Below are 12589 nucleotides of genomic sequence, written 5' to 3'. Positions count from 1 at the left end.
GTGTTTCACGTGAAACGCAACCGAGCGATCAGACGTCGAGGAAGCGGACGTCGCGAGCGTTGCGGGCGATGAAACTGCGGCGGGCGACGACGTCCTCACCCATCAGCACGCTGAACAGTTCGTCGGCGGCGGCGGCATCGTCGAGCGTCACCTGACGCAGCACGCGGACCGTCGGGTCCATGGTGGTCTCCCACAGTTCCTTGGCGTTCATCTCGCCGAGACCCTTGTAGCGCTGGATGCCGTCGTCGGTGTTGATCTTCTTGCCCGCGGCGCGTCCCGCCTCGAGCAGTCCGTCGCGTTCGCGGTCGGAGTACGCGAACTCTGCCGCGGCCCCCTTCTGCCACTTGAGCTTGAACAGCGGCGGCTGGGCCAGGTACACGTGGCCGTGCTCCACGAGGGGACGCATGAAACGGAACAGCAGGGTGAGCAGCAGCGTCGAGATGTGCTGACCGTCGACATCGGCGTCGGCCATCAACACGATCTTGTGATAACGCAGCTTCGCCAGATCGAACTCGTCGTGGATGCCGGTGCCGAAGGCGGTGATGATCGACTGGACCTCGGTGTTCTTGAGCACCCGGTCGATGCGGGCCTTCTCGACGTTGATGATCTTGCCCCGGATGGGAAGGATCGCCTGGTACATCGAGTCGCGGCCCGACTTGGCGCTGCCGCCGGCCGAGTCGCCCTCCACGATGTACACCTCGCACTTGGCGGGGTCGTTGCTGCGGCAGTCGGCGAGCTTGCCGGGCATACCGCCGATGTCGTTGGCGCTCTTCTTGCGGACCAGTTCCCGCGCCTTCCGTGCGGCGAGACGAGCCTGCGCCGAGCCGACCGCCTTGTTGATGATCAACTTCGCCTCGGCCGGATTCGATTCGAGCCAGTGCGAGAGGTGTTCGTTCGCCACCTTCTGCACGAAGCTCTTCACCTCGGTGTTGCCGAGCTTGGTCTTCGTCTGGCCCTCGAACTGGGGATCGGAGACCCGTACCGAGATGACCGCGGCGAGTCCCTCGCGGATGTCGTCACCGGTGAGCTTGACGTCTTTCTCCCTGATCAGCTTCTTGTCGAGCGCGTACTTGTTCACCGTGCTGGTCAGCGCCGACCGGAAACCCTCCTCGTGGGTACCGCCCTCGTGGGTGTTGATGGTGTTGGCGAAGGTGTGCACCGACTCGGAGTAGCTGTCGTTCCACTGCATCGCGACCTCGAGCTCGTGGCCGGTGCCTTTCGCGGTGAACGCGACGATCGAGTTGTGGACCGCCGACTTGGTCCGGTTCAGGTGGGCGACGTAGTCCTCGAGCCCGCCCGGGTAGTGGTAGGTCTTCGTGCGAGGCTTGCCCGAGACCTCCTTGCGTACCGTCTCACCGGCGGTGTCGGCGATGTCGATGACATCGGAGACCTCTGCTGCTGCCTCGCTGTCGAGTTCGGCCTGGCTCTTGGGCGCCTCGGCGGTCTCGATGTCCTCGCTGTCGTTCCCGATCTGCGCGGGACGCTCATCGGTGAGGGTGATGGTGAGTCCCTTGTTGAGGAACGCCATCTCCTGCAACCGCCGCGAGATCGTCTCGAAGCTGTAGTCCGTGGTCTCGAAGATCTCGGGATCGGCCCAGAACCGGGTGGTCGTGCCCTTACGGCGGGTGGCCGAACCCTTCACGAGCTGCGCGGGCTTGGCGTAGTTGTACGTCTGCGACCAGTGGAAGCCGTCGCGGTCGATCTCGAGCTCCACCTTCGTCGACAGCGCGTTCACCACCGAGATGCCGACACCGTGCAGACCACCTGACACCGCATACGAATCGGAGTCGAACTTGCCGCCCGCGTGGAGCTGGGTCATGACGACCTCGACGGTCGGGACGCCGGTCTTGTGCATCTCGACGGGGATGCCGCGGCCGTCGTCGATGACCTCCACTCCCCCGTTGGCCAGCAGCTTCACGTCGACCTTGCTGGCGTGGCCGGCCATCGCCTCGTCGACCGAGTTGTCCACGACCTCCCAGATGAGGTGGTGCAGACCGCGCTCACCGGTCGAACCGATGTACATGCCAGGACGCTTGCGGACCGCTTCGAGACCTTCGAGAATGGAGATGGAGTCGGCGCCGTAGCTGCTGGTCCCGGCCTTCTTGGAGGGCGCCTTCTTCGGGGCCGCCTTCTCGGCGGGGGACTTCTCCGGCTGTGACATCGATGATGGGGTCGCCGCGGAGTTCTCGTTGTCGGGGATGTCGCTGGTGTCGGCCACGGGTGGGGTCCGCTCCTCAATCGCTCGGGACGTGCGTACGTGCGAAACCCCTCTCGGGGCACTCGCTCCATAGTACTGCCTCAGGCGTCCGAGAACGGCCGTCCATGGTGTCTGACGCGCCCACAGACGGAATTTCTCGACATTTCCTAGGGGCGGTTGTGGTCACACACCGCCGCGCACGTCTGAAGGGCAGTCTCAGCCGTACGTGTCGCGGGGCCCGCGGCCTCGAACGTGACGCTCCCCCTTGCGCCACGACGGCGCCTTCGGGCCGGTGATCCGCAACTGCGTGACCACGCCGTTCCCCACGGCCGCGGCGATCTTCGCGATGATCTGGCCCTGGATCAGGCGCAGTTGCGTCGCCCAGGCGGTCGATTCGGCGGTGACGTAGAGGATCTTGTCGCGGAGGTCGGTCGGCTGGGCGTGCGCCGAGATGTCGGGCCCCACGATCCTCGCCCAGGCCCCGAACACCGTGCCCTCGCCGATCTTCTCGCCCCACCCGCGGTCCCGCGACAGCGAACCGGTGAGCCGACCCAGCGGCTGCGGGTCCCGGGGGTCGGGCCCTGCGCCGGAGTAACCGCCCCGACGGCGGGGTGACCGACGGCGGGGCGGCGACGACCGCCCCTGGCCGACCGATTTTCCCGCCGCACGCGCATCGTTGCGAGCTTCTTCGAGCGCCTTGCGCGCCATCGCGTGGCCGCTGCTCGGCTCGTCCGGACTCTTCTGCGATCCCTCGCTCACAGGCTGCCCTCCTCCACCAGGTACGACTCCCGGCCACCGGACTCCGGCGACGACTCCCGCACCCCCACCGCGATACGACGCCCGCCGATGTCGGACGGGATGTCCTCGGCGACCGCCGCGGTGATGATGACCTGCTCCACCGACGCCGTGAAACGCGACAGCGCAGCCCGCCGCGAGGCGTCGAGTTCGGCGAACACATCGTCGAGCATCACCACGGGCTCAGCGCCGTCGGACCGGATGAACTCCACCGAACCCAGACGCAACGCCAACGCCAACGACCACGATTCGCCGTGACTGGCAAACCCTTTCGCGACCTGACCGGCGATCACCACGTCGATGTCGTCGCGGTGCGGTCCGACCAGACACACCCCACGTTCGATCTCCTTCTTGCGGGCCTCGACCAATCGCGTCAACAGCACGGCCTCGATGTAGTCGACATCGGCGGCCGATCCGTCCGTCGGCACGATGTCGTCGCCCACGCTCGGCCGGTATCGCAGATCGACCGGCCGCGAATGCGGCGCGAGCGCCGCGTACTCGGCCGCCACCAACGGCCCCAGTCGGTCCACGACGTCGATACGGCCGGCGGTGACCTCGGCACCGAACCGGGCCAACTGCGTGTCCCACACGTCGAGGGTGCTGATCACCGACGCCGCCGACTCGCCGCCCGAACGCATCGCCGCCGCAGCGGTTTTCAGCAGTGCGGATCGTTGTCGTAACACCCTGTCGTAGTCACTGCGTGCCGCGACCATGCGCGGCCCGGCGAGCGCGGCGAGTTCATCGGCGAATCGACGTCTGTCGGCGGGCTCGCCGCGGATCAACGCCAGATCCTCGGGCGCGAAGAGCACCGTCCGCAGGATGCCCACGATGTCGCGTGCCCGCCGCGACGGCGCACCGTTGACCGTGGCGCGATTGGCCCGGCCCGGAGTGATCTGTACCTCGGCCGTCAGCTCACGGCCGCCGTTGACGACCGTCGCCGACGCCATCGCCGACGCTGCGCCGGTGCGGACCAACGAGGCGTCTGTGCTCACCCGATGTGACCGTAGCGTCGTGAGGTACTGCAGCGATTCGACCAGATTGGTCTTCCCGAAGCCGTTGTGTCCCACGAAGATGGTGGGTTCCGGGGCGAGATCGACCGACACCTCGTTCCACGAGCGGAAGTCACGCAGCCGCAGGGTGCGGACGAACACGTGCTCTCAGCTACCGGACGGCTTCACCGAGTGGCCGCCGAACTGGTTGCGCAACGCCGAGACGGCCTTGAGTGTCGGTGAGCCGTTCTCCTGCCGCGACGCGAACCGGGCGAAGAGAGCAGCGGAGATGACGTTGGCCGGCACCGAGTGGCGGATCGCCTCCTCCACCGTCCAGCGACCCTCACCGGAATCGGTGGTGTAGTCGGAGATCTCGGCGAGTCCGGGATCTTCCTGCAGCGCTTTCACGAGCAGATCCAGCAGCCACGAACGGATCACGGTGCCGTGCGTCCACGCCTGCAGTGTCCCGGCGACATCGTCGATGAGCGGCTCGGCGGTCAACAGTTCGTAGCCTTCGCCGTAGGCGTGCATCAGCCCGTACTCGATGCCGTTGTGCACCATCTTCGCGTAGTGCCCGGCACCGACCGGACCGGCGTGGACGAAACCGTCGGCACGGTCGCCCTCGGGACGCAGGGCGTCGAAGATGGGCATGGCGCGTTCGATGTGGTCGGGCGCGCCGCCGGCCATCAGCCCGTACCCGTTCGCGAGTCCCCACACACCACCTGACACACCGCAGTCGATGTAGCCGATCCCCTTGGTGTCCAACAGTTCTGCATGCGGCGCGTCGTCGGTGTAGCGGGAGTTGCCTCCGTCGATCACCAGGTCGCCGGGCGAGAGCACCTCGGACAGCTTCTCGACCGTCTCGCGGGTCGGGGCGCCGGAGGGGACCATGACCCACACGACGCGGGGCGCCGACAACGCGCCGGCCAGTTCCTCCAACGACGGGACGTCGGTGACCTCCGGGCGCGGGTCGTAGCCGATCACCTCGTGCCCGGCACCCTTGATGCGCTCGCGCATGTTGGCACCCATCTTGCCCAGACCGATCAGGCCGAGTTGCATGGCGCGTCCTCTCGTCGAAAAACGGTGCGGCACCGGCGCATCAACGAGCCGGGCGTGCGGTGTCGATCAGCCCGGGAGACGGACCGGCATCAGCAGATACGTGAAGTCGCTGGCCGGTGCGGCGTAGGCCCCACTGTCGTCGGGCACCGGTGCATCACCGGTGGAGGGACGCAACACGGCCGGACGGCTCGGGGTGGTGAACCCGAAGTCCACCGCCGTCGTGTGCAGCGCCGCCAACCCGTCGAGCAGATAGGTCGGGTTGAAGGCGATGGTGAGGGGATCGCCGTAGAACGACACGGGCACCTCCTCCTCGGCCTTGCCCGCGTCGTCACCGCCGGCGGTGAGCAGCACCGACCCGTCGGTGAACTCCAGGCGCACCTGCGCACCACGCTCGGCGACGAGCGCGACGCGCTTGATCGCGTCGGTCAGGGCGCTGATCTCGATGGTCGCCATCGAGGTGTGCGAAGGCGGCAGCAGCTGCCGGAATTTCGGGAACTCCGCGTCGAGAAGACGAGTGGTGGTCTGGCGACCCTGGCCGAGGATGCCCAGAAGACCGTCGCTGCCGATGCTGCCGGCCGACCCGAGGGCGAGCGACACGGGAGAACCGTCGGAGCCCGCGGACTTGGCCGACTCCGAGAGGGTCTTGGCCGGGACGAGGACCGCGGCGGTGTCGCCGGAGGTGGGCTGCCACGTGAGTTCGCGGACCGCGAGGCGGAACCTGTCGGTGGCGGCGAGGACGACGGTGTCGTTCTCGATCTCCACACGGATACCGGTCAGCATCGGCAGGGTGTCGTCCTTGCCTGCGGCGATCGCCACCTGGGTGATGGCCTCGGCGAAGACCTCGGCGGGCACGGTACCGGTGACCGTCGGCACCTCGGGCAGCGTGGGATAGTCCTCGACCGGCATGGTCGGCAGCGAGAAACGCGAACTGCCACAGGTGATCGCGACGCGCGACCCGTCGAGTGCGACATCGACCGGCTTGGCCGGCAACGCGCGTGTGATGTCGGCGAGGAGCTTGCCCGAGACCAGCACGCGGCCCTCGTCGGCGACCTCAGCCGAGATGTCGACCTGGGCCGAGACCTCGTAGTCGAAACCCGAGACGGTCAGACCGGTGTCGCCAGCGGTGAGCACCACGCAGCCGAGGACCGGGACCGGGGGCCGGCTGGGCAGGCTGCGGGCGACCCACGCCACGGAGTCGGCGAATTCGTCGCGTGTCACACGGAACTTCACAGCGATCGACCCTCCATAGCGACGAATGCCCTTCCCTGTCGGTGTCGATCGGTCGATCCTGCGTCGGCCAGTGGGCACCACTCTAGAACGGACCGGGGCCGATCGTGGCAAACGGGTGGAGCTTGCACCCGAGCAGGTGACGGCGTGTGTGGCGAGGGGTGTGGACAGACGACTCTGTGCACATCGCTTCTTATAAAGAGAAGTGAAAGAGAGTGAATATCAATAGTCATAGGCACTGTGGAATCTGTGGACCGACCCCATCCCGTGCAGTTCGGAGGCGGTGCAGGTCTGTGTATGGCAGGTGGAGTGTCGGCTGTGGTTCGGCGCCGCGTTGTGTACGTGTTGTTGTTCGTTCACGTCGGTCCACCGTTGTTCCACAGTTTGCGGTGGTTATCCACCGAGTTATCCACAGCTGGGGAACGACAGAACGATGCCTGTGCACGGCTCGCGGAGGTGTGATGCGGTCTCGACCGGAGGTCGAGAGATGAGGTGTGGGAGACGGTGCGGATCAGGTGCGCGAGCGTTGTTTGATGCGCGCGGTGAGTTCCTGGACGTAGTCGTAGACCTTGCGACGCTCCGCCATCTCCTTGCGGATCTTCTTGTCCGCGTACATGACCGTGGTGTGGTCGCGATCGAAGGTCTCGCCGATCTTCGGCAACGAGAGATCGGTGAGTTCACGACACAGATACATCGAGATCTGGCGCGCCTGGGCGAGGGACCGAGTCTTTCCCGGCCCCCGCAGCTCGTCGACGCTGATACCGAAGTACTCCGCGGTGATGGCGAGGATGGCCGGCGCGTTGATCTCGACGTTGCCGGTGTCGGGCAGCAGCGCCTGCAGGACGATCTCGGCCAGGGCGAGGTTCAGTTCGGCGTTGTTCAGCGACGCGAAGGCGGTCACGCGGATCAGTGCGCCTTCGAGTTCACGGATGTTGCGTTCGATCTTCGAGGCGATGAGCTCCAGCACGTCGTCGGGGACCTGCAGGCTGTCCATCTGCGCCTTCTTGCGGAGGATGGCGATGCGGGTCTCGAGTTCGGGCGGTTGCACATCGGTGATGAGTCCCCACTCGAACCGTGTCCGCAGCCGGTCCTCGAGGGTCGCCAGCTGCTTGGGCGGGCGATCCGACGACACCACGATCTGTTTGTTCGCGTTGTGCAGTGTGTTGAAGGTGTGGAAGAACTCCTCCTGGATACCTTCCTTGCCGACCAAGAACTGGATGTCGTCGACGAGCAGCACGTCGACGTCGCGGTAGCGACGCTTGAACGCCACCCGACGGTCGTCGCGCAGAGAGTTGATGAAGTCGTTGGTGAATTCCTCGGTCGACACGTACTTCACGCGCATACCGGGGAAGAGGCGCTGCGCATAGTGACCGGCCGCATGCAGCAGGTGCGTCTTGCCCAGTCCCGACTCACCCCAGATGAACAGCGGGTTGTACGCGCGGGCAGGCGCCTCGGAGATCGCGACCGCCGCGGCGTGTGCGAAACGGTTGGACGCCCCGATCACGAAGGTGTCGAAGGTGTACTTCGGGTTCAGGCTGCTGGGCTCGCCGGGGCCGGGATGGAAATACGTCGACCAGTCACCGTCGGCGGAGCGACCGTCGGCCGGCGGGAGACCGCTGCCGAGCACTCCGTCGATGCGGGGAGTGTCGTGGAGGTAGTCGTTGGCGTCGCGGCGATCGGCGAACGTGTCGGGGAGGGTGTCGAGCGCGGCGCTCACATCGAGGGTCTGGTGACCGGCGGAGGCAGACGCCGCATCGGCATCGATGCGGACCCCGAGATCGACCTCTGCGCCGAGGTGTCGGCTCAGCGATGCACGGATTGGCTCCCGGAGAGTGCGCTCGATCTGCTCCTGGACGAGAGCCGACGGCACCGCGAGCAACGCGAACCCTTCGGCGAGGGTCAGAGGCTGCACCAGGGACAGCCAGGCCTTCTGCTGCCGGGTGAGCGAATCCCCCAGGGTGTCGTCGGCGGTGAGTTCGACGAGGACCTGTTGCCAGATGTCGCCGAAGGTGTCGCGGTCGGAACTCATCGTGACCCCTCCTCGAGGCGGCGATCGTCCGTGGTGGGCCGTACCGCGTGGCCCATCGTCGCGTAACCGTCGACGTTTGTCCACACGGTTATCCACAGGTGTGGACAGATACGGAAGAGGCGTCGACCAGGCCATACCATCGCGGCGCCGACGACATCGGGAGGGACCGGAGGCCCTCGGTGGCGGGTTGTCCCCAGGCCTCACGAGGATCGAGCGGATCCCTGTCGAACGATGTGCTCGTGGAAAGCTAACAGACGTCCGACGCAGTCTCAACCGTTCGGCGAGCACATGTGCGGCCTGAGATCCCGGTACCGCGTGTCGACGGCGTGTCACCGCAGGTCGCGTGGTTTGTGCCCCCGCGCCGACGACCCGCGAACGCCCTCGTCGACGGTTTGACCGGCTTCGGGACGGTCAGTACTCTCGAACGGTCGCCGAGGAGTGGGTTTTCTCGTGCGCGCTGCCTGCTCCCGGGTCCCCGATCTCATCGTGGCATCACCGGTCGAGGCAGACGCGCGTGGAGAGGCTCTCCCCCGGCATGAGACCACCAGATAAACGGGTGTCGAGGGCGCATGTCCTCTCCGGCGCCCCGACAACGAGGAGTTCCCGTGGCCAAGGGCAAGCGGACCTTTCAGCCGAACAACCGTCGCCGCGCACGCGTGCACGGATTCCGTCTGCGCATGCGGACACGTGCCGGACGTGCCATCGTCAACGGCCGTCGTCGCAAGGGCCGCGCGGGCCTGACTGCCTGATTCGTCATGTCCGTACGCGTCGTGCTCGACGCGTACGCACTGTCGAACACACCGGTGCTCGCCCGACATCAGCGGATCTCCCAGCGGTCCGACTTCAGTCGCACACTTCGACATGGAGTGCGCGTCCGTCGTCATGACCTGATGACCTATGTGTTGACCACCCCGAACGAGTGGCCGGACCCACGCGGTGTCCGGATCGACGTCGCCGAACCCCGTGGGCCCCGTGTCGGCCTGATCGTCAGCAAATCCGTCGGGAACGCAGTCGTCAGACATGCCGTCGCCCGGCGCCTGCGCGCCGCCAGCGCCCGGGTGCTCGAGGGCATCAGCACCCCGTCGACCGTGGTCGTGCGGGCCCTCCCCAACGCCGCGCACGTGACGGAAGCGGTTCTGGCACAGCAACTTTCGGCGGCGATGGAGAGATCGGGACTGACGAGCCCGGTCCCGACCGCCGCCCCAGGCGCGGCATCGTGAGCCCCGGCAGCTGGCTCCGCCGGTCGCTGATCTTCCTGGTGCGCACCTACCAGACCTGGATCTCGCCGACCCGGATGCCGAGCTGCCGGTTCGAGCCGACCTGCAGCACCTATGCCGTGGAAGCCCTCGACGAATGGGGAGCGATCCGCGGTGGCGCGCTCGCAGTCTGGCGTCTGCTCAAATGCGGCCCCTGGCACAGACCCGGCTACGACCCCGTCCCCGAGCGGAACAGGCACCATGGACTGGTGACCGGTGCGCCGGCCGATGACGACTCTGACCCCCGCGTCACCGACGCTGATACAAGGTGCGTCTCCGACGCCTCGACTAGGTGCGTCTCCGACGCCTCGACTAGGTGCGTCTCCGACGCTGATACAAGGTGCGTCTCCGACGCAGTGAGGAGCAACTGACACCGTGCTCAACTTCATCTACTGGCCGGTCTCGGGAATCATGTGGGTTTGGCACTGGGTGTTCAGCCACATCCTCCCCGACTCCCCCGGCGGCAGCGGGATCGCGTGGGCACTCTCGGTGATCTTCCTGGTCTTCACACTGCGCGCGATCCTCTACAAGCCGTTCGTGAAACAGATCCGCACCACGCGGCAGATGCAGGAGATCCAGCCGCAGCTGCAGGCGATCCGGAAGAAGTACGCCAAGGATCGCGTCAAGATGACCGAGGAGATGCAGAAGCTCCAGAAGGAGCACGGTTTCAACCCCCTGCTGGGTTGTCTCCCGATGCTGGCGCAGATCCCGGTGTTCATCGGTCTCTTCCACGTCCTGCGCTCGTTCAACCGCATGGGTACCGGTTTCGGCCAGCTCGGTATGACGGCGCCGGAGACACGGTCGATCGGCAACTATGCGTTCAACGCCGACCAGGTCCAGAACTTCCTCGACGCCCGGTTGTTCGGTGTGCCCCTGTCGGCGGCGATCTCGCAGCCCAAATCCGAATGGGTCGCCTTCAGCGCCGACGGTGTCATCGACTTCACGCGCAACCACATCATCTATCTCGTGATCCCGCTCGTGATCATCTCGTCGATCGCGACGCACATGAACTCGCGGGCCTCGGTCGCTCGTCAGGGTGCGGCGGCGCTGGAGAATCCCCAGACCGCGATCATGAACAAGCTCGCCCTGTACGTCTTCCCGCTGGGCATCCTCGTGTCCGGTGCGTTCTTCCCCGTCGCCATCCTTCTGTACTGGGTGAGCAACAACCTGTGGACCTACGGCCAGCAGCACATCGTCTTCAACCGCATCGAGAAGGAAGACGAGGAGAAGAAGGCCGCCAAGCAGGAGAAGCTGAAGGCCAACGCGCCCAAGCCCGGTGCCCGTCCCGATCGCACGAAGAAGAAGTCCGACGCCGGTGCGGCAGACACGGTCGTGGAGTCCAACGGGTCCGCGACGAACGGCAACGGCAAGACGGTGACGGACAAGGGCGCCACAGCGGCGTCGAACGGCAATGGTTCGGCACCCGATCTCTCGAAGAGCAACGGCAAGACCGGCGGGTCCGGCGGCAGCGCATCGAACGGATCGGCCGGCGGCTCCAAGGCCGGTGCCGGTGCGAAGCCACGTCCGGGGCAGAAGCCGGCCACGACACAGCAACGCAGACGAAAGCGACGCTGACTCCTGCGCGCCGCTCCCCCGCTCGACCGCTCCGCGCCGGTCGGCTAACTGACCTGTACACACACGATTCGAAGGTGAGAACACATGACGGCAGAGACGAGCGACGCCGACGTCGCCGAGATCGAGACCAACGACGACGCCGTCGTCGATGACGCCCGCACATCCGACACGCCGTCCGACGCGGAGTCTGACGGCGGTGACGCGGTCGACGCTGCCGATGGCGATGCAGCCGATGGCGACGATCCTCTCGTCGAGGAAGGTGAGGTGGCCGGTGACTACCTCGAGCAGCTGCTCGACCTCCTCGACTTCGATGGCGACATCGATCTCGACGTCGACGGTGACCGTGCGATCGTCAGCATCGACGGCGGTCGTGATCTGGTGAAGCTGGTCGGTAAGAACGGTGAGGTTCTCGACGCCCTGCAGGAGCTCACGCGACTGGCGGTACAGCAGGTGACGGGAGAACGGTCACGGCTCATGCTCGACGTCGCGAGCTGGCGCGCCGACCGCCGGCAGCGCCTCTCTGCTCTCGGGACAGAGGTGGCCCAGCGCGTGGCCGAGAACGGTGGCCGCGAGGAGCTCGACGCCATGACGCCCTTCGAGCGGAAGATCGTCCACGATGCGGTCGCCGCGGTCGACGGTGTGATCAGCGAGAGCGAGGGTGTCGAGCCCAAGCGTCACGTGGTGGTCCTCAAGCGCTGACGACTTCCCCACTCCCCGTCCACAGGGCCCCGGTCATCCCCGGGGCCCTGTGGCGTTTGTGCCCGGTTCCAGAAAGGATGTTTCACGTGAAACACGATCCTGAGTTCGACGACCCCGCCGTTGCCGCCGCCGCCCATGCGATGTTCGGGGGGCGTGTCGAGTCGGCCGCGACCTACCGCGACTTCCTTGCCGATGCGGGTGTGGTGCGCGGGCTGATCGGCCCCCGTGAGGTGGGTCAGATGTGGTCGCGTCACGTGCTCAACTGTGCGGCGGCGGCGGAGGTCATCGCCGCGGATGCTCGCGTGGTCGACATCGGAAGTGGTGCGGGTCTGCCAGGCATCCCCCTCGCGCTGGCCCGGCCGGACCTTCGCGTGACCCTGGTCGAACCGCTTCTCCGCCGTCACGACTTCCTCACCGAGATCGTGGGGATGCTCGGGATCGATGTCCAGGTGGTCCGTGGTCGCGCGGAGGACAAAGAGGTCGTGTCGGCTGCGGGTGGAGCGGACGTCGTGACGTCTCGGGCTGTCGCTCCCCTGGATCGTCTGGCCCGGTGGTCGCTGCCGCTGCTACGGACCGGAGGAGAGTTGGTGGCGATCAAAGGAGCATCGGCGGGAGACGAGGTGGAGAAGCATCGCGCGGCGCTGTCGAAGGCGGGCTTGGGCGACCTGCGCGTGGAGTCATGTGGTGCCGATACTCTTGCCGTGGCGACGACGGTGATACGCGGCGAATACCGCGGGAAGCCCGGCAAGCGTCGGTGACGGTG

The 12589-nt window shown here is 66.5% G+C and carries 12 protein-coding genes; 6 read left to right on the top strand and 6 right to left on the bottom strand.

What is annotated here, in order from left to right; all coding sequences use genetic code 11:
• Positions 1-28: 28 nt before the first annotated feature.
• The 6 genes from gyrB to dnaA form a co-directional block, all read right to left on the bottom strand.
• A complete protein-coding gene (gene gyrB, locus ACLBW1_RS02300) occupies positions 29-2161 on the bottom strand; it encodes a DNA topoisomerase (ATP-hydrolyzing) subunit B (protein WP_447811109.1) in 2133 nt (710 codons plus the stop codon).
• A 252-nt stretch (positions 2162-2413) separates the two neighbouring features.
• Positions 2414-2956, bottom strand: a complete 543-nt coding sequence (locus tag ACLBW1_RS02295; RefSeq protein ID WP_447809851.1) for a DUF721 family protein — start codon at positions 2954-2956, stop codon at positions 2414-2416.
• Complete coding sequence (gene recF / locus ACLBW1_RS02290) at positions 2953-4143, bottom strand: DNA replication/repair protein RecF (RefSeq protein WP_447809850.1); 1191 nt, start codon at positions 4141-4143, stop codon at positions 2953-2955. The genes ACLBW1_RS02295 and recF overlap by 4 nt, the downstream gene beginning before the upstream one ends.
• Positions 4144-4149: 6 nt before the next feature.
• Positions 4150-5040 (bottom strand): phosphogluconate dehydrogenase (NAD(+)-dependent, decarboxylating), encoded by an 891-nt coding sequence (gene gnd, locus ACLBW1_RS02285; protein WP_447809849.1) that lies wholly within the window; start codon positions 5038-5040, stop codon positions 4150-4152.
• Between the two features lie 66 nt (positions 5041-5106).
• Positions 5107-6270 carry a DNA polymerase III subunit beta gene (gene dnaN, locus ACLBW1_RS02280; RefSeq protein WP_447809848.1) on the bottom strand — a complete coding sequence of 388 codons (1164 nt, stop codon included), beginning with the start codon at positions 6268-6270 and terminating at the stop codon, positions 5107-5109.
• 508 nt (positions 6271-6778) lie between these two features.
• Positions 6779-8296 (bottom strand): chromosomal replication initiator protein DnaA, encoded by a 1518-nt coding sequence (gene dnaA, locus ACLBW1_RS02275; protein ID WP_447809846.1) that lies wholly within the window; start codon positions 8294-8296, stop codon positions 6779-6781.
• Between the two features lie 605 nt (positions 8297-8901).
• Between dnaA and rpmH the strand changes: the two genes are divergently transcribed.
• The 6 genes from rpmH (at position 8902) to rsmG (ending at position 12584) form a co-directional block, all read left to right on the top strand.
• Complete coding sequence (gene rpmH, locus ACLBW1_RS02270; RefSeq protein ID WP_045824938.1) at positions 8902-9045, top strand: 50S ribosomal protein L34; 144 nt, start codon at positions 8902-8904, stop codon at positions 9043-9045.
• Between the two features lie 6 nt (positions 9046-9051).
• Positions 9052-9516, top strand: a complete 465-nt coding sequence (gene rnpA / locus ACLBW1_RS02265) for a ribonuclease P protein component (protein ID WP_447809845.1) — start codon at positions 9052-9054, stop codon at positions 9514-9516.
• On the top strand, positions 9513-9923 hold the full coding sequence (gene yidD / locus ACLBW1_RS02260; protein ID WP_447809844.1) for a membrane protein insertion efficiency factor YidD: 411 nt from the start codon (positions 9513-9515) through the stop codon (positions 9921-9923). Before rnpA ends, yidD begins: the two co-directional genes overlap by 4 nt.
• Positions 9924-9927: 4 nt before the next feature.
• Entirely contained in the window at positions 9928-11127 is a 1200-nt protein-coding gene (gene yidC, locus ACLBW1_RS02255; protein ID WP_447809843.1) for a membrane protein insertase YidC, read from the top strand.
• 84 nt (positions 11128-11211) lie between these two features.
• Entirely contained in the window at positions 11212-11826 is a 615-nt protein-coding gene (locus ACLBW1_RS02250; RefSeq protein ID WP_447809842.1) for a Jag family protein, read from the top strand.
• A gap of 77 nt (positions 11827-11903) precedes the next feature.
• On the top strand, positions 11904-12584 hold the full coding sequence (gene rsmG / locus ACLBW1_RS02245; RefSeq protein ID WP_447809840.1) for a 16S rRNA (guanine(527)-N(7))-methyltransferase RsmG: 681 nt from the start codon (positions 11904-11906) through the stop codon (positions 12582-12584).
• Positions 12585-12589: the final 5 nt, after the last annotated feature.

The organism is Williamsia sp. M5A3_1d (genome assembly GCF_053345315.1).
This window is presented reverse-complemented; position numbering and strand designations above follow the sequence as displayed.

Coding starts and splice junctions, on each gene's coding strand:
- dnaA (WP_447809846.1), bottom strand. CDS start 8,296: ATGAGTTCCGACCGCGACACCTTCGGCGACATCTGGCAACAGGTCCTC.
- rsmG (WP_447809840.1), top strand. CDS start 11,904: ATGTTTCACGTGAAACACGATCCTGAGTTCGACGACCCCGCCGTTGCC.
- gyrB (WP_447811109.1), bottom strand. CDS start 2,161: ATGTCACAGCCGGAGAAGTCCCCCGCCGAGAAGGCGGCCCCGAAGAAG.
- rnpA (WP_447809845.1), top strand. CDS start 9,052: ATGTCCGTACGCGTCGTGCTCGACGCGTACGCACTGTCGAACACACCG.
- ACLBW1_RS02250 (WP_447809842.1), top strand. CDS start 11,212: ATGACGGCAGAGACGAGCGACGCCGACGTCGCCGAGATCGAGACCAAC.
- gnd (WP_447809849.1), bottom strand. CDS start 5,040: ATGCAACTCGGCCTGATCGGTCTGGGCAAGATGGGTGCCAACATGCGC.